The following is a 21,658-nucleotide window of genomic DNA, read 5'->3' on the forward strand; positions in this document are numbered from 1 at the left end:
TGATCACCTTTACGCGTGGCGACGTCCACCTGCAAGACTCCGTGCATGTCAGCCAGCGACGGACGTCCTCTGCGCTCGGGAACGCAGTCGATCGAACGCGCCATCGCGATCCTCGAATGTCTTCGGCTCTCGGACCGGCCACTCGGGCTCTCCGACATCGCCAGCGAGGTCCAGCTCACGGCGAGCACCACCCACCGGGTCCTGCGAGCGTTCGTCAGGGCGGGCTACATCGAGCAGGACCAGGCCACCGAGCAGTACCGGCTCGGAATCGGCATCGCCGTGCTCGGCCAACGAGCCATCGAGAACTCGGGCTACCAACTGGCACGACCCGTCCTCGACGACCTCTCGCAGCGATCGGGAGAATCAGCGAGCCTCGCGGTCCGACGGGGCACCGAGGTCGTCGTCATCGACCGCGCAACGGGCCCGGCCCCCCTTCGATTCGACCACCCGACCGGATCGGAACTCGCCGCCTACGCCTCCGCCATGGGCAAGGCGCTGCTCGCCTTCTCGGCCTCGTCGATCGATGCGGAGGTCGCTCGGATCCCGACCCTGGAACGTTTCACCGATCGCACCATCACCGAACGTGACGCACTCGAAGCCGAGCTGTCCGTAACGGCGTCGCGCGGCTACGCCATCAACATCGAGGAGCGCTACGACGGCGTCTCCGCGGTCGCCGCTCCCGTGCTCTCCACGCGCGGCCGAGCCCATGCCGCCATCGGCCTCCAGGGCCCGAGCGTCCGACTTCCCGCCGCACGACTCGACGAACTCGCCCCGCTCGTGCGAGATGCCGCCACCGAGATCGCCGCCCTGGTCATCCGACACTGACCACCGACCGGGAACGACACGGCCGAACCGGGAGTGGACCTAGCCGCCATCGTCGGATCGGTCTACTGCGGTGCCGGTGTGCCGTACGGGGTGGTGATCAGTTCCATGGTGTTGCCGGTCGGGTCGAGGAAGTACACGCCGCGTCCGCCGTCGTTGTGGTTGATCTCGCCCGGCGGGTCCATCCACGGTGTCGGGAAGTAGGTCACGCCGAGGGCTTCGAGACGTTCCATCCCATGGTCGAACTCCTCGTCGGACACCAGGAACGCGTCGTGGGCGACCTCCTCGTGGTGGCCTTCACGGGTGAAGAAGTCGAGGGTGACGGCGTTCGACATCTCGATCGGCAGGAAGGGGCCCATCGCCGGCCCGACCTCGAGGCCGAGGATGTCGGCCATGAAGGTGGCGCCCTCACGGTTGTCACGCGTGACGATCACCAGGTGGTTCAGTTCGACGGCCACGATCCGAGACGGTACCCGACCCGTCTCGAGGGGTCTCCGCACGCACCACGCCACCTGCGGCAGCACGGCAGATCGTGCTGGCGTCGTGAGGCCCGGGCGTGGGATCCTCGTGCCGTGCCCGAGGCCACGTCTCGCATCATCTCGTTGTGTCTCGACGCCGACGATCCGACGCGCATGGCGACGTTCTGGGCCGAGGCACTCGGCTGGGAGATCGGAGGACCCGACGGCGAGTCCTCGCTGCGCCCGACCGACGACACCGGCTTCGACATCCTCTTCGAGCCGACCACGGAGACGAAGGTGGGTCGGAACAACATCCATCTCGACCTGACCACGACGTCGATCGAGGATCGACGCGACACGGTCGACCGCCTGATCGAAGCCGGCGCCCGCCACGTGGACGTCGGCCAACGTGGCGACGAGGGCCACGTGGTACTCGCCGATCCCGAGGGCAACGAGTTCTGCGTCATCGCGCCGGACAGCACGTTTCTCGCCGGGTGCCCGCGTCTCGGCGCGATCAACGCCGACGGCACACGCAGGGTCGGCCTCTTCTGGAGCGCGGTGCTCGGGTGGCCGTTGATCTGGGATCAGGACGACGAGACGGCGATCCGTGCTCCCGACGGCACCGGCCCGATCATCCAGTGGAGCGGACCGCCGTTGATGACCAAGACCGGCAAGAACCGTCTCCATCTCGACATCGCTCCGCCCGCCCACGTCCGCCAGCAGGACGAGGTGGACCGTCTGGTCGGACTCGGCGCGAGTCGCATCGACATCGGGCAGGGCGACACCGACTGGATCGTCATGGCCGACCCCGACGGCAACGAGTTCTGCGTGCTGACTCCCCGAGAGCCGAGCGGCCCTCCGACGTGGCGGCGATCGGTCGCGCCGTCCACTCGCACCGCGGTCCGGGTCGGCGACCGGCGGTCGAGACGTCAGCCGCGTGAGCTGCTCGCCGCCGTTCCGGGGTCGTCGGCGGGGTGCGGCTCCCGGCGCCAGAACAGGTGGTGGGTGATGCCGCTGGGGCTCGGGACGCGCTCGTGATGGAAACGGTCGAGCAGCTCGTCGGGTGACTCCCAGAGTCGGCCCCCACGTCCGATCTCGACCGGGGCCACGGCGACGTGCATGGTGTCGACGAGGTCGGCGTCGAGGAACTCGCGCACGGTGGAGACGCCACCGCCGAGGCGGACGTCCTTGCCGTCGGCGGCGATCCACGCCTGTCGGAGCGCTTCAGCCGGGTCGGCGTCGATGAAGTGGAAGGTCGTGTCGGACAGCGAGATCGTCGGTCGCTCGTGGTGGGTCAACACGAACACCGGCGTCCGGAACGGTGGGTCCTCGCCCCACCATCCCTCCCACTCCAGGTCCTCCCACGGTCCTTGCTGCGGACCGAACTTGCCGCGCCCCATGATCTCGGCGCCGATGTTGTGGGTGAAGTCGCGGGTGAAGTAGTCGTCGAGGCCGCGGGTGCCGCCGGGCTCGGTGCGGTTCGGCCAGCTCGCCGTGGCCCCCGCCCACGCGGCGAGCGCCGACGGGTCGGCGTGACCGAACGGCCGCTCGAAGCTCTGGCCCTCGCCGGTGCCGTAGCCATCGGTCGAGAGCATGAAGTTCTGCACCCGGAGGAGTTGTCCCGTCGCGCTGCTCACGACGGCTCCACCGGGGCGGCGAGACCGAGGTCGGCGTAGTGCTCCTGGCCGGCCGCGAAGGCGTCCCAGTCCCACGCTTCCGGCCTCGACGCGAGGCTGGGTTCGAGACGGTCGAGCGATGTCTGGAGTCCGACCACGTAGCAGTTGTCGATCGCATCCTGGACGTCGGTGACCGTGTGGGTGAGACGGAGGATGCTGCCGGTGTCGACCGCTCGGAGTTCCCAGCGCATCGTCGAGTCCGCAGCCGGGTGGGTGTGTTCGAACAGCACCGGACGCTCGATGCGCAGAATCGTGCAGGTGAGGGTGATCGCTTCGCCGTCGGATGACCCGGCGAACACCATCTCGCCGCCCTCGCGCAGGTCGACGGTGATGTCGGCCTCGAACGGCAGCCACCAGTCGGCGAGTCGTTCCGGGGTCGTGATGGCGTCCCAGACGTCGTGGATGTCGTAGCCGAGGTGTCGCTCGAAGCGGATCACCCCTCCGGCGGCGGTGCGTTCGACCACACCGTCGTAGCGGGTGGTGAGATCATCGGTCATGCGGTGTGCTCTTTCAGGTCGGTGGGTTTCGGGTCGGTGGGTTTCGGGTCGATGCGTTGCGACGTGCGCTCGAGGTGGCGTTCGAGTGAGTCGAGGCGGTCGACCATCTCGACCCGGTACGGCTCGAGCCACTCGTGGAGGTCGCGAAGCGCTTCGGCGCGCAAGCGGTACATCCGGCGCTGAGCGTCGCGACGGACGTCGACGAGTCCGGCGTCGCGCAACACCTTGAGATGGCGGGACACGCCGGGCTGGTCCACTCCGACGGCGTCGACGAGTTCGGTGACGGAGTGCTCGCCGCCCCGGACGACGTCGAGGATCCGGCGGCGCGTGGGATCGGCGATCACCCGCAGGACGGCCAGGTCGCTCGACACCGGACCGAACATACTCCTCGACGTATATATGCACAAGCAGATATGTTCCGCAGGTTCTCCGGGGCTCCGCGCACGTACTCCCGTCGGGCACGGTCAAGGTGCTACGTGCCGGCGAGGAGTCGTGCCACGACCCGTTCGAGGCCCGCCGCCCGGCTGGCCTTGACGAGCACGACGTCGCCCTCGCCCAGTTCGCCGAGCGCGGCGACCGGGTCGTCGGTCGGGCGCACGCCGTACAGGTCGGTCCCCGTCGAGATGAGGTCGACGCCGAGGGCTTCGGCGCGCCGGGCCACCTCGTGATGGCCTTCGCCGGGGTCGTCGAGTTCCCCCATCAGACCGAGTACTGCGAAGCGCCGGGTGGCGTGCATCGCCACGACGGCATCGAGCGCAGCCGCCATCGAGGTCGGGTTGGCGTTGTAGGCGTCGTTGATCACGATCGCACCGCTCGGGAGGCGTGTCACCTCCATGCGCATGCCCGACACGTCGGCCTCGCCGAGCGCTTCGACCGCCGCCCCCAGATCGACCCCCAACGACCCGGCCACGGCGACGGCAGCCGCGGCGTTCATCGCCATGTGTGCGCCGCTCACGGCGAGCCGCACCGACGAGCGGCCCCACGGTGTGGAGAGCGTGAAGCGCGGGCGGGCGAGTTCGTCGAGTTCGAGGTCGCCGATTCGGACGTCGCCGGTCGAACCGAAAGTGAGCACCGAGGCGCCGGTGTGGCGCTCCATCGCCGACACCCGGCCGTCGTCGGCATTCAGCACCGCCACGCCCGATCTCGGCAGGGCTTCGACGAGCTCCCGCTTCGCACGCGCCACGCCGTCGATTCCCCCGACCAGTTCGGTGTGGGAGTGGCCGACCGTGGTCACCACCCCGATCTCGGGTCGCGCGACCTCACAGAGTGCGCTGATCTGGCCGAATCCGCGCATCCCCATCTCCAGGACCAGCACCTCGGTGTCGTCCGGCGAATCGAGGATCGTGACCGGCAGACCCTGTTCGTTGTTGAAGCTGCGCTCGTTCGCCCGCGTGCGCAGCCCTGCCTGACACGCCGCCCTGATCAGGTCCTTCGTCGAGGTCTTGCCCACGCTGCCCGTGACCCCGACCACGCGAGCCTCGCTTCGCTGCCGGGCGACGGCGGCCAGGGCCATCAGCGCACGTGCGGTGTCGGCCACCTCGATCGCCGTGTGGTCCCTGCGGAAGTCGTCGGGTTCGCTGCTGAGGTGCAACGCCGCCCCGGCCGCGTAGGCCTGGCCGATGAACTCGTGACCGTTGCGTTCCGCGACGATCGGCACGAACAACTGGCCCGGCTCGATCGTGCGGGTGTCGAACGACGCGCCGTCGAACTCGACGTCGGGGCCGAGCAGGCGGCCACCGATTCCCTCGGCGGCGTCGGATGCCAGCATCTTCATGGGGCGCGACGGTACCGTCGGGAACATGAGCGAGTCCGGGATGCAACCCACCCGATCCGGTTCGGCGACCGAGCGGGATGTCGCGTCCGTAGACCGCGACGATCGGATCCACCTGATCGTGCTATTCGGTGGGGAGTCGGCCGAGCACGACGTCTCGTGTACGACCGCCGCACACGTTCTCGCTGCGGCCGACCCGTCCTCGTACCGGATCACGCCGGTGGGCATCTCGACCGACGGGACGTGGGCGATCGCCGACACCGCCGCCGATGCGCTGGCGTCCGGCCCCGGCAACCTCCCGGGGCGCCTCGACCCAGCCGGGTCCGCCGTGTCGCCCACCGCGCTGCTGTCGGCCGCGTCCGCCGAGCCCTCCACCACGGTCGTGATGCCGCTCCTCCACGGTCCGATGGGCGAGGACGGCACCGTGCAGGGGCTGATCGAACTCGCGAACCTCCCCTACGTCGGCGCCGGCGTGCTGGCCTCCGCCGTGGCGATGGACAAGGCGATGGCCAAGCAGGTGCTCACCGCCGCCCACATCCCCCAGGCCGCCTACCGGGCCTTCGGCGAACACGAGATCACACCCGGTCTCGCCGGCAGGCTCGCCGACGAACTCGGGCTCCCCGTGTTCGTCAAGCCCGCCAACATGGGATCGTCGGTCGGCGTGTCCAAGGCCCGGACCGTCGAGGAACTGGACGACGCGATCGACCTGGCGCTGGCCTACGACGAGATGATCGTCGTCGAGGAGGCGATCGTCGGCAAGGAGATCGAAGTGGCGGTGCTCGGCAACCGCGACCCCCAGGCCGCCACGCCCGGCGAGATCGTGCCCGGCGACGAGTTCTACAGCTACGACGACAAGTACGTGTCGGACCAGTCGTTCGCGGTGATCCCCGCCCCGATCGGCGACGAGGCGCTCGCCGAAGCGCAGCAACTCGCGATCCGCACCTACCGGGCGCTGCGCTGCGAAGGGCTCGCACGGGTCGACTTCTTCTGGGAGGACCCCTCCGACCCCGACGGCCGTGGGCGCGGGTTCCTGTGCAACGAGGTCAACACGATGCCCGGTTTCACACCGATTTCGATGTTCCCCAAGATGTGGATCGCGGACGGAGTGAGCTACCCCGAGATCATCGACCGACTCGTCGAACTCGCTCTCGAACGTCACGGTCGTCGCCGCCGCAACACGAAGCACTGAGGCAACCGGCGAGCAGGCGGGCGTGTTTCGGATCGAGCACGGACTCGTGCACACTGGAGTGGTCATGCCTGCAGAAATCCGAACGACCGCACCCGACGACGAACTCGGGCTCGCCGCCTTCTATGCCGACGGCGACGCCTCCGACGCCGATCTCGACGACGAGACCCACCAGTTGGGCGCCCGGATCGTCGAGGCCCGCACGGCGATGGGGATCGGTTCCGACGAACTCGCTCACCGCCTCGGGGTCACGCCGACCACCATGGCCGACTGGGAATCCGGTCGCCGGCAGCTCCGCTCGGACCGACTGGTGAAGGTCGCCGGGATCCTCGGTGTCAGCCTGTCGTGGCTGATGATGGGCCACGGCGTCGAGCCGTCGGCGCGCGACACCGAACTCGAGAGCATCCGCTCCGACCTGCGCGCCACCCAGGCACGACTCGCCGACGCCCTCGGCGAACTCGCCACGCTCGACGTCCGGCTCTCGGCACTCGGCACCTGACCTCCCGTGCCGGGCTGGTCTCGGATCGCCGACGGGGCCCGACACGATCCCTCGCCCGACTCAGGGCGCGAGGGCCGAGCGCAGGAACGATCGCAACTCGTCGCGGAGCCGACGGAGTCCCGCAGCGTCGGCGCTCCAGCCGACGGCGCGGAGCGCCTCGGGTTCCGTGGCGATCCCCGTCAGCGTCGCGTAGCCGAGTGCGGCCACGAGGCCGGGGTCGCCGACGCGCAGGCGACCCGACGACATCTCGCCGGCGAGGTAGTCCACGGCACGATCGACGAGAGGCTGGATGCGTCGACGGAGTCGGTCGGCCTGACCGACATCGAGTCGACTGACCTCGCGGAACAGGCCGAGCAGTGCCGGCCGCCGTACGGCGGGACGAAAGACCGCACGCACGATCGCGTCGATGCGTTCGAGCGGGTCGTCCGGAGCGGCGCGCACGGCGGCATCGATCACCACGAACAGCTCCGCAGCGACGGCGTCGAGCACCGCGTCGACGAGCACGTCCTTGGAGTCGAACCAGTACAGGACCGTCTGCTTGCGAACCCCGACGTCGCGTGCGATCTCGTCGAGCGACACGGCATCGACACCGCGGGCACCGAACAGATCGACCGACGCGTCGATGATCCGATCCCGGGTCGGCGCGACCGAGCTCACCGATTCTGTCCCTCACGTCGCCGAATCATCTCTCTACCAATTGGTAGAGGATCGTGGTAGACATGTCAACCGTGCCGACCGACGACACAGTGACGACGACCACGGGGTCCGCGTCCCCCGCCGCGACCCCCACGATCCCCGCATCGCTGTCGGGCAAGCGGATCGCGATCACCGGGTCGACGGGGTTCGTCGGGACCGCGCTCGTCGAGCGACTCCTGCGCGGCATCCCCGACTGCGAGCTCGTGCTGCTCGTCCGCGACGGACGTCGCACGCCCGCCGCCAAACGCACTCAGCGAGAGATCCTCAAGAACGATGCGTTCGATCGACTCCGCGACACCCACGGCGACGATTTCGAGTCGAAGGTCGCGGGTCGCATCACCACCGTGGCCGGCGACGTCACCCAGGACGGGCTCGGGCTGAATGCAGCGGATCGCGAACTCTGGGGAACCGCCGACACGATCATCCACTCGGCGGCCGCCGTGTCGTTCGATTCGCCCATGGACTCCGCGGTCGAGATCAACCTGCTCGGCCCGACCCGCATCGCGAACCTCGCCAACGAGATGGGCGTCACCCCGCACCTGGTGGCGGTGTCCACCTGCTACGTGGCGGGAAACCGGCGCGGCAACGCACCCGAGATCCTGGTCAGCGACGGCCCCTTCGACATCGGCATCGACTGGCGAGCCGAGGTCGCCGCCACCAAGCGGCTGCGGAGCGACACCGACGCCCTCAGCCGACTCCCCGAGCAACTGACGAGGTTCCGCAAGGAAGCACGATCCGAGATCGGCGCCGCTGGTGCACCTGCGCTCGCCACCAAGACCGAGGACCTGCGCAACAAGTGGGTCCGCGCCGAACTGGTCAAGGCCGGCCGCATGCGCGCTGCGAGCGTCGGCTGGCCGGACGCCTATGCGTTCACCAAGGCACTCGGTGAGCAGGCCCTGACCGACACGAAGGGCGCTGTGCCCGTCTCGATCGTGCGACCCTCGATCATCGAGTCCGCCCTCGCCGAACCGAAGCCGGGATGGATCCGTGGCTTCCGCATGGCCGAACCGGTGATCATCTCCTTCGCCCGCGGCCTGCTCAAGGAGTTCCCCGGTGTCCCCGAGGGAACGGTCGACGTGATCCCGGTCGACATCGTCGTCGCAGCGATCATCGCCGTGGCCGCCGCCGGACCCGAGCGGGCCCCCGACATCACCCAGGTCGCATCGGGCGGCATCAATCCGCTCAAGTACCGCCGGATGGTCGACAACGTCACCGGCTGGTTCACCCGCAATCCGCTGTACGACCCGAAGGGCCAGCCGATCGTCGTGCCGGAGTGGCGGTTCCCGGGCCGTGGCCGCGTGCAACGCCAGCTCACGCAGGCCAAGACGGTGCTGTCCACCGCCGACAAGGTGCTCCAGGCACTCCCCCTGCGGGGCCGCCAGGCCGAACTGTCCGCTCAACTGGAGGAGAAGCGGCTGGAGGTCGAGACCGCACTCGAGTACGTCGAGCTGTACGGCCTCTACACCGAGTGCGAGGCGATCTACCAGGTCGACAACCTGATGGGTCTGTGGGACGCGATGGGGCCCCAGGACCGCGCCGACTTCAACATCGATCCCCGGTCCGTCGACTGGGACCACTACGTGAACGAGATCCACCTCCCGTCGATCATCCAGCACGCTCGCGTCAAGACCACCCCGGGCGCGTCCAAGTCGGTCGACCGCATGGCCCGGATGCGCAAGCAGGCCCTCGACCCGAAGCGACAGGTCGCAGCATTCGACCTGGAGAACACGCTGATCTCGTCGAACGTCGTCGAGTCGTATTCGTGGCTCGCCACGCGTCGCCTCGACACACCCGAGCGCATCCGGTACGCCGTGCGGACGATCCTCGAAGCCCCGGGCCTCCTGCGCCTCGACCGTCAGGACCGCACCGACTTCCTGCGTCACTTCTACCGGCGGTACGAGAACGCCCCGACGGAGCAGATCGAGACCGACGCCCGCGAGATGCTGACCCAGTTGATCATGACGAAGTCGTTCCCCGAGGGCCTGCGTCGGGTGCGTGCGCACCGCGCGCTCGGGCACCGCACCGTGCTGATCACCGGAGCGCTCGACTTCAACGTGGCGGGCCTCAAGCCGCTGTTCGACGAGATCGTCGCCGCCGAGATGATGGTCCGCCCCGACGGCACGCTGTCGGGCGAGATGCACGCCGTGCCGCCCACCGGGGAGGCGCGAGCCCAGATCCTCGCCGACTACTGCAGCGCCGAGGGGCTCGACATCGGCGAAGCCGTCGCCTACGCCGACTCCTCCTCCGACCTGCCGCTGTTCGAAGCCGTCGGCTTCCCCGTGGCCGTCAACCCCGAGACGCGCCTGGCCACGATCGCCCGCAAGCGCGGGTGGTTGGTCGAGCACTGGGCGAAGGCCCCGGGAGCTCCCCAGCCGTTCCTCCCCATCGGCGAGTTGATGGTGGAGCGCGAGCGCCGCCGCAAGTTCGCCAAGGTGGGATCATGACCTCCACCCCCTCCCCCCCACCGTTTGCGTCACACTTCTGGTCGTCGGGACAACCGGAAGCGTCACGCAAACTCGTTGAAGTGGCTGATCGGGCGATGGAGGTGGCGTCGTGAAGGCGTTGCAGATCCGGCGCAGCGTCGCGAAGTTCGGTGCGGCGCGCATCCTGGGCGCCGTGTCGCCGTCGGGATCGACGAAGGTCGGACCGCTCGAACACCGCACGATCGACGACCCGGAGTGTCCGGGTGATGGCTGGCACCGGGTCCGCACACGGCTGGCCGGAATCTGTGGCTCCGACCTGTCGCTCGTCGGTGGGCACGCGTCGACCTACTTCGACGACTGGGTCAGTTTCCCGTTCGTACCCGGCCACGAGGTCGTCGGCGAGCTCGCCGAGGGCGAGTCGGCCGGGGCGCGTGTCGTCCTCGAACCCGTGCTCGGCCACGCTGCCCGCGGCATCGAGTTGCCGTTCGACGGCGCCTCGCCGGCCGACGGAGACGACTACGCACACCTCGCCGTCACCTCGCCCCAGGGCGTGGAGCCCGCCATCCAGACCGGATTCTGTTGCTCGACCGGCGGCGGATGGGCGCCGTGGTTCTGGGCCCACGAATCGCAACTGCACCGCATCGACGACGACATGTCCGACGAACGAGCGGTGCTCGTCGAACCGTTCGCCGGTGGGATCCACGCCGCGCTCCTCGCCGCTCCCGCACTCGTCGGCGTCGACGAGCCGGTGGTCGCCGTGCTCGGCGCCGGGACGATGGGCCTGGCAGCCGTCGCCGGACTGAAGCGGTACGTCCCCGGCGCACGCATCGTGGTCGGCGCCCGCTATCCCCACCAGCGTGCACTGGCCGAAGCGCTCGGTGCCGATGTCGCCGTCGCCGCATCCGACCTGGACCGGGCGGTGCGGCGTGAAGTGGGTTGCCACATGATCGGCAACGGCGAGTCGGGCGCACTGTCGAGCGGTGCACACGTCACCATCGACGCGGTCGGTTCGTCGGCCTCCATCGCCGACTGTCTCCGCTTCACCCGACCGCGCGGGCGGATCGTCCTGCTCGGCATGCCGAGCCGCGTCGACCTCGACATGACCGGGCTGTGGCACCGCGAGATCGAGTTGAAGGGCGCGTACACCTACGGCACCGAGACGCTGCACGACGGTTCGTCGACCACGACGTTCCAACTGGCGATCGACACCGTGAACGCCGTCGAGGCCGAGCGGTTGCTGTCCGCCACCTACCGACTCGCCGACCACGTCGATGCCATCGGCCACGCAGCCGGTGCCGGTCGCCGCGGCGCCGTGAAGATCGCCTTCGACCTGCGAGACGGCGCATGACCGACACGACGGTCCGGCCGGCCCTCGCACCGGCGACACCACCGTTCGACCTTCGCGTCCGCTCTGTCGGACGCGGGAAAGCGCACACCTTCTGATGCCACGCCCCGGATTCGTCCTCGACGTCGACCGCTCGACGCCACCCACCCTGTTCTGGCGCGGCGAGGGTTTCAGCCTGGAACGCCTGCCCGCCGACCGCAGCCGGATCATCTACCCGCCCGAGCCTCAGAAGGGACTCGACGACCTCGACGCGCACATCCGCGACGCCCTGCTGAACCCGCTCGACATGGAGCCGCTCCCCGAGCTGCTCACGCCCGGGATGAAGCTCACGATCTGCTTCGACGATGCGAGCCTGTCGCTGCCCAAGATGCAGCGCCCCGACAACCGCCAGCGGATCATCGAGGCCGTGCTCGACATGGCCGCCGAGAAGGGCGTCGACGACGTCCACATCATCGCCGCCCTCGGACTGCACCGGCGGATGCACGAGTACGAGTTGCGCCACGTGCTCGGCGACCGCATCGTCGACGCGTTCATGCCGAAGGGCTTCCTCTACCAGCACGACGCCGAGGACCCCGACAACCTGGCGGTGATCGGCCACACCGACGAAGGCGAGATCCTCGAGATCAACAAGCGCGCCGCGGAGTCCGACCTCGTGGTCTACGCCAACGTCAACCAGGTCGCGATGGACGGAGGGTGGAAGTCGCTCACCACCGGCCTCGCGAGCTACAAGTGCCTGAGCGAGCACCACAATCCCGCGAGCCTGCAGAACACCCGCAGCCTGATGGACCGCCACCACTCCGCCCTCCACCAATCCATCTGGCGGATGGGCAAGTTGCTGCGCGACTCCGGCCCGAAGGTGTTCCAGGTCGAGACGACGATCAACACCGAGGCGTTCCCGTCGAACTTCTCGTTCCTCGCGAAGCGCGAGTGGGAGTGGACCGCCAAGGATCGTGCACTGTTCCTCGCCTCGAGCAAGGGACTGAACAAGCTGTCCAACCGCACCCGACGCAAGATCTTCCACAGCATCGAGGCGCCGTACCGCACCACCAGCGTGCAGGCCGGGTTCACCGAGACCGTGCACGAGAGGACGCTCGAGAACGTCTACTCACAGCATCTCGTCGAGGTGGAAGGCCAGACGGACATCTTGACGATGGGCATCCCGTTCATCAGCCCGTACAACCCCGAGTCGATCATGAACCCGATCCTCGTGATGTGCATGGGCCTCGGGTACCTCTTCAACATGTACCGGGGCAAGCCGCTCGTGAAGGAGGGTGGTGTGGTGATCATGACCCATCCCACCTACGAGGAGTTCCATCCGGTCCACCACCCGAGCTACATCGACTTCTTCGACGAAGTACTCGCCGACACCACCGACCCGGCCGTGATGTCGACCAAGTGGGAGAAGAAGTACGCCGAGGACGAGTGGTACCGCCACCTCTACCGCACCAGCTACGCGTACCACGGCGTGCACCCCTTCTACGCCTGGTACTGGGGCGCCCACGGTCAACAGCACGCCGGCAAGGTGATCATCGTCGGCGGCGACGCGGCAACGGTCCGCAAGCTCGGATTCACGCCCGCGTCGACGATGAACGACGCCTTCGAGATCGCGTCCGACACCGTGGGCCGCTCACCCACCATCAGCCACCTCCACGTTCCCGGCGTGCTCGTCGCCGACGTGAAGTGACGGAGGCCCGATGTCGGCACGAACCACACGCCAGTACATCCGTCGAGCGCAACGCCCCGATGGATCGGGCCGGTCGATCCAGGTCGCGCAACGCGCCGCGGGCACGGTCGAGGACGCCCTCCGCGGCGTTGCCAGGCCTCTGGCGAAGTACGGCTTCCCGTACCGCAAGCCCTCGGCGCCCAAGAGCGTGGTCGTCCCGCGCGCTCCGAGCGAACTCGGCGATGCCTACGAGACCGAGTGGGCCCGCAGGCCGGTCGCGCGGGCCGTCCGGGGAGCGATCATCGAGGGACCGATGCGTCTCGCAGTACGTGTCGTCGCGAGCCCGACCGTGTCGGGCCTCGACCGGCTGACCGACCTGTTGCGCACGGACAAGGGCGTCGCCCCCGCTCCGGTGATCTTCGCGCCGAACCACCACAGTCACATCGACACCGGCGTGATGATCCGCTCGATCCCGGCGCCGTGGCGCACCGAGTTGGTCGTGGCCGCGGCCGCCGACTACTTCTTCGACGCCAAGTGGAAGGCGTCGCTCTCGGCGCTCGCACTGAACGCCATCCCGATCGACCGCGACGCCACCAGCCGCGCCACGTTCGACCGCCTTCGTGACGTGATCGCCGACGGCAGCAGCCTGATCATCTACCCCGAGGGCGGACGCTCCCCCGACGGGTGGGGCCAGGACTTCAAGGGTGGCGCCGCGTACCTGTCGATGCGAACGGGTGCGCCGATCGTCCCGGTCCATCTCGACGGAACCGGCGAGATCTTCGGCAAGGGATCGAAGAAGCTGTCGCCCGGTCGCACCACGGTGCTGTTCGGCACGCCGCTCACCGCCGGCGACGGCGAGAACACGCGCCGCTTCAACGAGCGGATCGAAGCCGCGGTCGGCCGACTCGGTGACGAGACCGTCACCGACTGGTGGACCGCCTCGCTCAACGCGGGAGCGGGCCGCAGCCCGAAGCTGTCCGGTCCCGACGCCAACGGTTGGCGTCGACAGTGGTCGCTCGGCGAGAAGCGTCGCCTGAGCACGGCCGGGATCCGACGCCGCCGCGCCCGCCGCTGGCCCGACCTCGGCTGATGTCCGAGTTCGGGTCGGACCCGGACACGGACCAGGCACAATGGAACGGTGATGATGCGTCGAGGTGTGGTCCTGCTCGCTGCGCTGGGGTTGGCGGCGTGCACACAGGAGGAGGCGGTCGTTCCGTCCACCGCTGCCGTCGACGCGTCCTCCCCCACGATCGAGCCGACCCCCGACACCACACCCGAGGTGACCACGACCGTCGCCCCGGACACGACGCCCGCACCCGACACCTCCGTCGCCGACACGACCCCGGCCGTCGACACGTCCGTCGCCGACACGACGACGACCACCGTGGCGATCGGCGACCCGACGACGGTGTCGACCGAGTACTTCCTCGGTGGCGACCCCGACGCCTGGCTCTACCTCGGTCGCTGGACCGGCAACGACTGGGAATCCGATCGCGACGACGAGCAGCAGTTGCGCGTGCCCGAGGCCGCCGACGGTGACACCGTGTTCGTCCACGAACTCGACGTGGCGCCCATCCCGGGCACGCTCGGCGGGTCGGGCGAGGCCTGCGCCCTCGACGGTCGCACCGGTCCCGTGATCTCACCCAACGCTCGTGCCCCGCAGGACCCCGGTTTCGGGTTCCGATCGATCGCCTTCCCGTCCGACTGGGCGACGGTGCCGCGTCCGGTCGCCGTCGTCACGACGTCCGTCGACAGCTACGTGGCGGCCGGCCGGGAGGCGTTCGCCGACACCGAGGTCGACGCGTCGTCGGGAACGATCCAGCAGTTGGTCGTGGCCGACCTCGACGGTGACGGCGACACGGAATCGCTGGTCGCCTTCGGGGGTGACGGCTTCTCCACCCTGCTCCTCATCGACGCGAACACGGGAGCGTCGACCCGCATCGCACGCAGCGTCGCGTCGACGACCACTCCCACCACCGCCGTCGAGGGCGACGACCCGGCCGAGGCCGTCACCACGCCGGCGCAGACCTTCCGCACGCTCGCGGTCGTCGACCTGAACGGCGACGGCCGCTCCGAGATCGTGGCCCACGCATTCGAGGGCGACGACGCCGAGGTGACCGTCAGCACCTACGACGGCACCGAGGTCACCCCCGTGCTCTCCGCCGGCTGCTGATCCCGGATCATCGGTTCGGCATCCCCGCTGCACACGGTGGCGAGTGCGATCGGCGGGACCCGATCAGCGGCTCTACCAGGTGTCGATGTTCCGTCGCGTTCCTCGGGGAGCCTCGGGCGCCGCAGCCAACAGGGTGGTGATCCAGCGGCGGGTGTCGGCAGGGTCGATCACGTCGTCGATCTCGAAGTGGCTCGCGATGCTGACCGCCTTGCCGTGCTCGTACATCCGGTCGACCATCTGCGCGAAGAGCGCCTCGCGTTCGGTGTCGTCCTGCACCGCCGCGAGTTCCTTGCGGTAGCCCAACCGAACGGCGCCTTCGAGGCCCATGCCGCCGAACTCTCCCGTCGGCCACGCCAGACACGCCAGCGGCGCCTTGGTCGAGCCGCCCATCATCGCCTGCGCCCCCAATCCGTAGGCCTTGCGCGTGACGACCGTGATCGTGGGCACCGACAGGTTGGCGCCCGTGACGAACAGACGTGAGCAGTGGCGGACGAGCGCGGTCTCCTCCACGTCGGGGCCGACCATCATCCCCGGCGTGTCGCAGAGGGTGACGATCGGCAGACCGTGTGCATCGCACAACTGCATGAAGCGGGCGGCCTTGTCCGAGCCGTCGCTGTCGATCGCGCCTCCGAGATGCCTCGGGTTGTTGGCCAGGACACCGACCGGACGTCCTTCGACACGGGCGAGCGCCGTCACCATCCCGACACCGAAACCGCTGCGCAACTCCAGCACGGAGTCCTCGTCGAACAGTCCGCTGATCGCGTCACGGATGTCGTAGGCACGCAGACGGTCGAGTGGCACCACGTCGCGCAGCGCCGTCTGGTCGGGGGCGACCCATCCGTCGACCGAGCCCTGGAAGTACGACAGGTACCGTTGGGCCACCGAGACGGCCTCGGCCTCGTCGGCGACCACGATGTCGACCACACCGTTCGAGCCCTGCACGTCGATCGGGCCGATGTCGCGCGGTGCGAACACCCCGAGTCCCCCGCCTTCGATCATCGCCGGGCCACCCATGCCGATGTTGGAGTCCTCGGTGGCGATCACGACGTCACAGCAGCCGAGGATTGCCGCGTTGCCGGCGAAGCAGTAGCCGGACGCGACGCCCACGATGGGGACCGTGCCCGACAGTGCTGCGAACCACCAGAAGGCCAGGCAGTCGAGGCCGCTCACGCCCGGCGCGTCGGTGTCGCCCGGTCGCCCACCGCCACCCTCGGTGAAGAACACGATCGGAGTGCGGAGTTGCTCGGCGACCTCGATCAGGCGGTCCTTCTTGCGGTGGTTCTGGTACCCCTGCGTGCCGGCGAGCACGGTGTAGTCGTAGGACATGACGGTGGTCTTGGCCCGCTCGGGGCCGAACAGCTCGCCGTTGACGTCGCCGATCCCGCCGACCAGACCGTCCCCCGGCGTGTTCGCGATCAGGTCGTCGAGCTCGCGTCGCCGACGCTGAGCGGCCACGACCGTGGGCCCGTATTCGACGAAGGTTCCCGGATCGACCAGGTCGGCGACGTTCTCGCGCGCCGTCCGCTTGCCCGTCGCGTGACGCCGTTCGACGGCCTCACGACGCTGAGCATCGAGCCCGGCCGCATGCCGCACGACCACCTCGGCGAGGTCGGGACGATCCAGTCCGGTGGGTCGAGGTGTCCCTCCCGTCGGGTCGGGTGACCCGCTGGGCGGCGGCAGTGACCCTGCGTCCGTTTCCACGGCTGGACCGAGCGTCACCACCGCGTCACCGATCGCGAGCGTGGACCCGACGGGAGCGTCGATGCCCACCACCACACCCGACACCGCAGCGACCACCTCGTGGTGCATCTTCATCGACTCGACGAGGGCGACGACAGCGCCCGCTGCGACGGACTGACCCGCCACGACCAGCACGTCGACGATCGTCCCCTGGAGCTCCGTGGTCACCGACACCCGATCCGACATGGGAGCAGTCTCGCGCTTGGGCCGCGACGGTTCCTCGTCCGAGACCGGGCGTGGGCGCCCGAGAGGCGTCAGCCCGAGTCGGCGGCGGGCGAACGCTGGAATGTCGTGATGGACACCTCCCCCATCACGAGGTCGGCGGCCACGGCGGCGAACAACGCCGGGACGATGAAGCCGGGCTGTCCGGTGGTCTCGGCGACGAACATCACGGCCGCCAACGGCACGCGGTACCCGGCACCCAGGAACGCCGCGATGCCGAGCAGGACGTACAGCGCCGGATCGACGGTGTTGAACACCTCGCCGACCATGCGGCCGACGAGCGCTCCTCCGACCACGAGCGGGATGAACACACCGCCCACACCGCCACCGGCGAGCGTCGAGGCGGTGGCGAACATGCGCAGGAAGAACACCGCGACGAGCACCCACAGCGCATGTGGATCGAACAACCACGCGAACACCTCGTACCCCGAACCCAGCGTCAGGCTCTCACCGCCGGACGGGTCCCACCCTTCGGACGTGACGATCCGGGTGACGAAGTGGATCGACGACAGTGCCAGGCCGGCCACGACCAGCCGCGACGTGAGCGGACGCAGCGTGAAGGCCTTCGCAGAGCGCATCACACGCGAGAAGATCCGGGCGCCCAGCGCACAGAAGATCCCGATCAGCACCGCACCGAACAAGTCGACGTACTCGAACAGCGACACCGTGCGTTCGGCATCGGGGAACGTGAAGATCGGGGCGGTGCTGCTGAGCGCGGCGAAGGTGAGGTACCCCGAAGCGCTCGCGACGAGCGCCGGGAGCAGCATTCGACGAGCCATCTGGTCGCGGTACGGGACCTCGAGCGCGAAGATCGCGCCGGTCGCAGGCGCCTTGAAGATCGCCGCGACACCCGCCGCAGCCCCGGCCACGAGCAGCGTCCGGTAGTCGGCACCGCGGAACGGGGCGGGCAGACGACGCTGGATCATCGTGCCGAGTGCACTCCCGCCGTACATCGACGGACCTTCCAAGCCCATCGCTCCGCCGCTCCCGAGCGTGGCGAATGCGGCCATGACGCGTCCGACGAGCGCACGCCACCGCAACGGGTACTCGGAGTCGTGGAAGGCGCGGAGGTACTCGTCGGAGGTCGCCGGCGACGCACCCGCCCCGACGGTCCTGAGGATCAACGCCGACACGGCGAGCCCGAGCGTCGGCACGATCAGCCCCCACTTCCAGTCGCCGTCGAGGACTCGATGGAACATCACCTCGGCGACGAAGTACTCGAAGTACCGCACGAGGACACCCGTCAGTGCCCCGGTGATCGCCGCGAGCAACACGACCTCGCGAGAGCGTGAGACGATGTCACGGAGGCCGTCGGTCCGGATCTCGATGGCGCCTGGGCGGAATCCCTTCGTCACGCGATCGGCCCACACGTCGGTCAACTCTACGCAGGGTCCGCCATCTCCGACTTCAGTTCCCGCCGGAACGTACGATGAATCAACATGACCATCGCGCTCGTCACCGGTTCAGCCGGACTCATCGGCTCCCAGGCCGCCGAACACTTCGCCGGACTCGGGCTGCACGTCGTGGGCGTCGACAACGACATGCGCAAGGTGTTCTTCGGCGACGAGTCGTCCACCGCGTGGATGGCCACGGCCCTCGAACAGAAGCTGGGGGACTCGTACACCCACGAATCGCTCGACATCCGCGACCGGCCGGCGGTGGAGCGGCTCTTCGAGCAGTACGGCACCGACATCGGCATCGTGATCCACACCGCTGCACAGCCGAGCCACGACTGGGCGGCACGCGACCCGTTCACCGACTTCGACGTCAATGCCGTCGGCACGCTCAACATGATCGAGAACACGCGACAGCACTGCCCCGACGCCGTGTTCATCTTCACCTCGACCAACAAGGTCTACGGCGACACGCCGAACCGGCTCCCGTTGAACGAACTCGAGACGCGCTGGGAGATCGATCCGAGCCATCCCTACAACGATGGCATCGAGGAGGACATGTCGATCGACATGACCAAGCACAGTCTCTTCGGCGCCTCGAAGGTCGCTGCCGATGTGGTGGTCCAGGAGTACGGCCGGTACTTCGGGATGAAGACCTCGTGTTTCCGCGGCGGCACGCTCACCGGCCCCAACCACTCCGCGGCCGAACTGCACGGATTCCTCGCGTACGTCATGCAGTGCACGATGACGGGCACGCCGTACCGGGTGTTCGGGTACAAGGGCAAGCAGGTCCGTGACGCCATCCACTCCTCCGACCTCATCAACTGCTTCGAGCAGGTGTACCACGCTCCGAGAAGTGCCGAGGTGTACAACATCGGCGGTGGACGCTTCTCGAACTGCTCGGTGCAGGAGGCGATCGCGATGTGCGAGGACATCACCGGCAAGCGGCTCGACCACACCTACGTGGAGGACAACCGCATCGGTGACCACATCTGGTGGATCGGCAGCAACGCCCGCTTCCGGGAGCACTATCCCGAGTGGTCGTTGAAGTACGACGTACGGGCGATCCTCGAGGAGATGTTCGAGGCGAACAAGGAGCGCTGGGCGTGAGCGGCTGCCCCGCGACCGACATCACCTCGGCGTTCGACGACCGACGCCACATGATCGGCGCCCGTCTGACCGAGCGCGCATGATCGACCGCGCATGATCGACAGGGGCAAGGTGTCGGTCCTCGGCGTCGACGTCGACGCCGTCGACTACGAGGCGGCGACGGCACGGATCATCGACGCAGCACGAGAAGGCAGGCCCTACTCGGTGTCGGCACTCGCGGTGCACGGCGTCATGGAAGGCGTCGACGATGCGCAACACATCAGTCGACTCAACGACTTCGACCTGATCACCCCCGACGGCCAACCGGTGCGATGGGCGATGAACTGGCTGCACGGCACTGCGCTCACCGATCGGGTCTACGGTCCGAACCTGACCCTTCACGTCTGTCGGGCTGCGGCCGCGGCGGACCTTCCCGTCTACTTCTACGGTTCGACCCAGGAGGTGCTCGATCATCTCGCAGCGCGCCTCCCGACCCTCACCCCCGGGATCCGCATCGCCGGGATGCAGCCGTCGAGGTTCACCACGTCGACTCCCGACGAACTCGACGCGATCGCACAGGACATCAAGGCGTCGGGAGCGATGATCACCATGGTCGGCCTCGGATGCCCCCGTCAGGAGGTGTTCGCACACGAGAACGCCCACCGACTCTCGATGCCGCTGTTGGCGGTCGGTGCGGCATTCGACTTCCACGCAGGTCTTGCGACCGAACCACCCGAGTGGGTCCAGCGCGCCGGGCTGCAATGGCTGCAACGACTCGTCGCGAACCCCCGACGTCTCTGGCGCCGCTACCTGATCCTCAACCCGAGGTACGTGGTTCGTGTCGTGGGACAGAAGATCGGCCGGTACACGCCCACCACGGGTGTGTCACCCGAGCACATCGGCCACAGCTGAACGGAGACATCCATGGTTCGAGCACGTCGACTCTCGGTGAGTCGCAACAATGTGATCTGGCTCGCCGTGGTCCTCGTGGCCGCCGGCGTGGGCTGGTTCGTCGGTGGCTGGAAGATCGCACTCGTCGCCGCCGCGATCGGCCTCGTGGTCAGCGAGGTGTTCGAGCGGCGGGCACGAGCGGCCCGCAGCGTCGACTGAACGCCGTCAGCTGCCGGCGTTGTCGCCGAACATCGCCCGTGGGGTCCTGGCGATGATCCGCAGGTCGGTCCAGAGCGACACCGTCTCGACGTAGTCGACGTCCCACTGGCCGTTCTCGTGCATCGGTCCGTCACCGCGTGCGGAGATCTGCCAGAGGCCGGTCAGTCCGGGCTTCACGAAGTGCCGTTGCTCGAGTCCGGGGCGATACATCGCCGTCACCGATTCGAGTTCCGGACGGGGACCGACGATGCTCATCTCGCCTCGCAGCACGTTGAAGAGTTGCGGCAGCTCGTCGAGGCTGTGACGGCGCAGGAACCGACCCACCTCGGTGTGGCGCGGGTCCCGAGTCGACTTGTGCGTCCTGCGTCGGTCGTGGATGACGTCGAGACGCTGGCCGCGCCGATCGGGGCGCATCGTGCGGAACTTGAGGACCTCGAACACCCTGCCGTCGAGTCCGACCCGACGTTGACGGAACAGCACCGGGCGGCCCATCGTGGCGAAGATCAGGATGCCGATGGTCGCCATCGGCACCGCGAGCACGACCAAGCCGAGTGCGGCGGCAGTCCGGTCGATCGCCGGCTTGACGAAGGTCGTGTAGATCGTGCGGCGCCGTCGAACGGTGCGCATGGGCGTCATGTCCGCCGACCGCATGTCGACGACGTCACCGGCACCCTGCGACCGTAGGCCATCGGCACCCGCGGTCGCACTTCCTCGACGACCACCTCGACCCGAATCGGCCGAAATCGACGCAGGATCGGATTCCGACGACGAGACGAGTGATCGACTGTTCGTCCGCCTCGCCTCCATGCTCATCTTCGGCTTCACCCTCAAGATGTCGGCTGGAATTCCTCGGACATGAGGATCTTTTCGACCAACGTGTGCACGAGCCGTCCC

General features: G+C 68.5%; 21 protein-coding genes. 12 read left to right on the forward strand and 9 right to left on the reverse strand.

Going from position 1 to position 21,658, the window contains the following annotated elements:
* Window positions 1–45: 45 nt before the first annotated feature.
* Window positions 46–825, forward strand: a complete 780-nt coding sequence (locus ABJK40_RS12030) for an IclR family transcriptional regulator (RefSeq protein WP_348480730.1) — start codon at window positions 46–48, stop codon at window positions 823–825.
* Window positions 826–887: 62 nt separating this feature from the next.
* Here the strand turns inward: ABJK40_RS12030 and ABJK40_RS12035 are convergent, their stop codons facing one another.
* On the reverse strand, window positions 888–1,280 hold the full coding sequence (locus ABJK40_RS12035; RefSeq protein WP_348480731.1) for a VOC family protein: 393 nt from the start codon (window positions 1,278–1,280) through the stop codon (window positions 888–890).
* Between the two features lie 114 nt (window positions 1,281–1,394).
* On the opposite strand from ABJK40_RS12035, the gene ABJK40_RS12040 reads away from it, so the two are divergent.
* A complete protein-coding gene (locus ABJK40_RS12040) occupies window positions 1,395–2,318 on the forward strand; it encodes a VOC family protein (protein ID WP_348480732.1) in 924 nt (307 codons plus the stop codon).
* Here the strand turns inward: ABJK40_RS12040 and ABJK40_RS12045 are convergent.
* The 4 genes from ABJK40_RS12045 to murF all read right to left on the reverse strand — a co-directional run bounded on the left by ABJK40_RS12045 (window position 2,210) and on the right by murF (window position 5,227).
* Window positions 2,210–2,875 (reverse strand): dihydrofolate reductase family protein, encoded by a 666-nt coding sequence (locus tag ABJK40_RS12045; RefSeq protein WP_348480751.1) that lies wholly within the window; start codon window positions 2,873–2,875, stop codon window positions 2,210–2,212. The two genes, ABJK40_RS12040 and ABJK40_RS12045, sit on opposite strands and share 109 nt — an antisense overlap.
* 38 nt (window positions 2,876–2,913) lie before the next feature.
* Window positions 2,914–3,453 carry an SRPBCC domain-containing protein gene (locus ABJK40_RS12050; RefSeq protein ID WP_348480733.1) on the reverse strand — a complete coding sequence of 180 codons (540 nt, stop codon included), beginning with the start codon at window positions 3,451–3,453 and terminating at the stop codon, window positions 2,914–2,916.
* Entirely contained in the window at window positions 3,450–3,824 is a 375-nt protein-coding gene (locus ABJK40_RS12055; protein ID WP_348480734.1) for a metalloregulator ArsR/SmtB family transcription factor, read from the reverse strand. Before ABJK40_RS12055 ends, ABJK40_RS12050 begins: the two co-directional genes overlap by 4 nt.
* Window positions 3,825–3,925: 101 nt before the next feature.
* On the reverse strand, window positions 3,926–5,227 hold the full coding sequence (gene murF, locus ABJK40_RS12060; protein WP_348480735.1) for a UDP-N-acetylmuramoyl-tripeptide--D-alanyl-D-alanine ligase: 1,302 nt from the start codon (window positions 5,225–5,227) through the stop codon (window positions 3,926–3,928).
* Between the two features lie 25 nt (window positions 5,228–5,252).
* On the opposite strand from murF, the gene ABJK40_RS12065 reads away from it, so the two are divergent.
* Entirely contained in the window at window positions 5,253–6,413 is a 1,161-nt protein-coding gene (locus ABJK40_RS12065) for a D-alanine--D-alanine ligase family protein (RefSeq protein WP_348480736.1), read from the forward strand.
* Between the two features lie 64 nt (window positions 6,414–6,477).
* Window positions 6,478–6,909 carry a helix-turn-helix transcriptional regulator gene (locus ABJK40_RS12070; protein ID WP_348480737.1) on the forward strand — a complete coding sequence of 144 codons (432 nt, stop codon included), beginning with the start codon at window positions 6,478–6,480 and terminating at the stop codon, window positions 6,907–6,909.
* Between the two features lie 60 nt (window positions 6,910–6,969).
* Here ABJK40_RS12070 and ABJK40_RS12075 read toward each other — a convergent pair whose 3' ends face one another.
* A complete protein-coding gene (locus ABJK40_RS12075; protein ID WP_348510275.1) occupies window positions 6,970–7,566 on the reverse strand; it encodes a TetR/AcrR family transcriptional regulator in 597 nt (198 codons plus the stop codon).
* A 62-nt stretch (window positions 7,567–7,628) separates the two neighbouring features.
* On the opposite strand from ABJK40_RS12075, the gene ABJK40_RS12080 reads away from it, so the two are divergent.
* The 5 genes from ABJK40_RS12080 to ABJK40_RS12100 all read left to right on the forward strand — a co-directional run bounded on the left by ABJK40_RS12080 (window position 7,629) and on the right by ABJK40_RS12100 (window position 15,209).
* A complete protein-coding gene (locus ABJK40_RS12080) occupies window positions 7,629–10,049 on the forward strand; it encodes an HAD-IB family phosphatase (RefSeq protein ID WP_348480739.1) in 2,421 nt (806 codons plus the stop codon).
* A gap of 109 nt (window positions 10,050–10,158) precedes the next feature.
* Complete coding sequence (locus ABJK40_RS12085; RefSeq protein WP_348480740.1) at window positions 10,159–11,376, forward strand: zinc-binding dehydrogenase; 1,218 nt, start codon at window positions 10,159–10,161, stop codon at window positions 11,374–11,376.
* A 94-nt stretch (window positions 11,377–11,470) separates the two neighbouring features.
* Window positions 11,471–13,057 (forward strand): lactate racemase domain-containing protein, encoded by a 1,587-nt coding sequence (locus tag ABJK40_RS12090; protein WP_348480741.1) that lies wholly within the window; start codon window positions 11,471–11,473, stop codon window positions 13,055–13,057.
* A 10-nt stretch (window positions 13,058–13,067) separates the two neighbouring features.
* Entirely contained in the window at window positions 13,068–14,126 is a 1,059-nt protein-coding gene (locus tag ABJK40_RS12095) for a lysophospholipid acyltransferase family protein (protein WP_348480742.1), read from the forward strand.
* A 48-nt stretch (window positions 14,127–14,174) separates the two neighbouring features.
* The gene (locus ABJK40_RS12100; protein WP_348480743.1) at window positions 14,175–15,209 is read left to right on the forward strand and encodes a hypothetical protein; all 1,035 of its coding nucleotides are present in this window, start codon (window positions 14,175–14,177) and stop codon (window positions 15,207–15,209) included.
* A 72-nt stretch (window positions 15,210–15,281) separates the two neighbouring features.
* On the opposite strand, the gene ABJK40_RS12105 is transcribed toward ABJK40_RS12100, so the two are convergent.
* Window positions 15,282–17,135: a carboxyl transferase domain-containing protein gene (locus tag ABJK40_RS12105; protein ID WP_348480744.1), complete on the reverse strand. Its 1,854-nt coding sequence runs from the start codon at window positions 17,133–17,135 to the stop codon at window positions 15,282–15,284.
* Window positions 17,136–17,203: 68 nt separating this feature from the next.
* A complete protein-coding gene (locus tag ABJK40_RS12110; RefSeq protein WP_348480752.1) occupies window positions 17,204–18,541 on the reverse strand; it encodes a chloride channel protein in 1,338 nt (445 codons plus the stop codon).
* A gap of 69 nt (window positions 18,542–18,610) precedes the next feature.
* Here ABJK40_RS12110 and ABJK40_RS12115 point away from each other — a divergent pair, with 69 nt between their 5' ends.
* The 3 genes from ABJK40_RS12115 to ABJK40_RS12125 all read left to right on the forward strand — a co-directional run bounded on the left by ABJK40_RS12115 (window position 18,611) and on the right by ABJK40_RS12125 (window position 20,764).
* Window positions 18,611–19,675 carry an NAD-dependent epimerase/dehydratase family protein gene (locus ABJK40_RS12115; RefSeq protein WP_348480745.1) on the forward strand — a complete coding sequence of 355 codons (1,065 nt, stop codon included), beginning with the start codon at window positions 18,611–18,613 and terminating at the stop codon, window positions 19,673–19,675.
* Between the two features lie 93 nt (window positions 19,676–19,768).
* A complete protein-coding gene (locus ABJK40_RS12120) occupies window positions 19,769–20,566 on the forward strand; it encodes a WecB/TagA/CpsF family glycosyltransferase (protein WP_348480746.1) in 798 nt (265 codons plus the stop codon).
* A 12-nt stretch (window positions 20,567–20,578) separates the two neighbouring features.
* Window positions 20,579–20,764, forward strand: a complete 186-nt coding sequence (locus ABJK40_RS12125) for a hypothetical protein (RefSeq protein WP_348480747.1) — start codon at window positions 20,579–20,581, stop codon at window positions 20,762–20,764.
* A 6-nt stretch (window positions 20,765–20,770) separates the two neighbouring features.
* Here the strand turns inward: ABJK40_RS12125 and ABJK40_RS12130 are convergent, their stop codons facing one another.
* On the reverse strand, window positions 20,771–21,391 hold the full coding sequence (locus ABJK40_RS12130; protein WP_348510276.1) for a sugar transferase: 621 nt from the start codon (window positions 21,389–21,391) through the stop codon (window positions 20,771–20,773).
* Window positions 21,392–21,658: the final 267 nt, after the last annotated feature.

This window comes from Ilumatobacter sp. (genome assembly GCF_039969435.1).
In the GTDB taxonomy this organism is placed as follows: domain Bacteria; phylum Actinomycetota; class Acidimicrobiia; order Acidimicrobiales; family Ilumatobacteraceae; genus Ilumatobacter_A.

Excerpts from the sequence above, each read along its gene's own strand:
- ABJK40_RS12070 (WP_348480737.1), top strand. The coding sequence starts at position 6,478 with ATGCCTGCAGAAATCCGAACGACCGCACCCGACGACGAACTCGGGCTC.
- ABJK40_RS12105 (WP_348480744.1), bottom strand. The coding sequence starts at position 17,135 with ATGTCGGATCGGGTGTCGGTGACCACGGAGCTCCAGGGGACGATCGTC.
- ABJK40_RS12030 (WP_348480730.1), top strand. The coding sequence starts at position 46 with ATGTCAGCCAGCGACGGACGTCCTCTGCGCTCGGGAACGCAGTCGATC.
- ABJK40_RS12065 (WP_348480736.1), top strand. The coding sequence starts at position 5,253 with ATGAGCGAGTCCGGGATGCAACCCACCCGATCCGGTTCGGCGACCGAG.
- ABJK40_RS12080 (WP_348480739.1), top strand. The coding sequence starts at position 7,629 with ATGTCAACCGTGCCGACCGACGACACAGTGACGACGACCACGGGGTCC.
- ABJK40_RS12090 (WP_348480741.1), top strand. The coding sequence starts at position 11,471 with ATGCCACGCCCCGGATTCGTCCTCGACGTCGACCGCTCGACGCCACCC.
- ABJK40_RS12045 (WP_348480751.1), bottom strand. The coding sequence starts at position 2,875 with ATGCTCTCGACCGATGGCTACGGCACCGGCGAGGGCCAGAGCTTCGAG.
- ABJK40_RS12115 (WP_348480745.1), top strand. The coding sequence starts at position 18,611 with ATGACCATCGCGCTCGTCACCGGTTCAGCCGGACTCATCGGCTCCCAG.
- ABJK40_RS12095 (WP_348480742.1), top strand. The coding sequence starts at position 13,068 with ATGTCGGCACGAACCACACGCCAGTACATCCGTCGAGCGCAACGCCCC.
- ABJK40_RS12130 (WP_348510276.1), bottom strand. The coding sequence starts at position 21,391 with ATGCGCACCGTTCGACGGCGCCGCACGATCTACACGACCTTCGTCAAG.
- murF (WP_348480735.1), bottom strand. The coding sequence starts at position 5,227 with ATGAAGATGCTGGCATCCGACGCCGCCGAGGGAATCGGTGGCCGCCTG.
- ABJK40_RS12120 (WP_348480746.1), top strand. The coding sequence starts at position 19,769 with ATGATCGACAGGGGCAAGGTGTCGGTCCTCGGCGTCGACGTCGACGCC.
- ABJK40_RS12125 (WP_348480747.1), top strand. The coding sequence starts at position 20,579 with ATGGTTCGAGCACGTCGACTCTCGGTGAGTCGCAACAATGTGATCTGG.
- ABJK40_RS12050 (WP_348480733.1), bottom strand. The coding sequence starts at position 3,453 with ATGACCGATGATCTCACCACCCGCTACGACGGTGTGGTCGAACGCACC.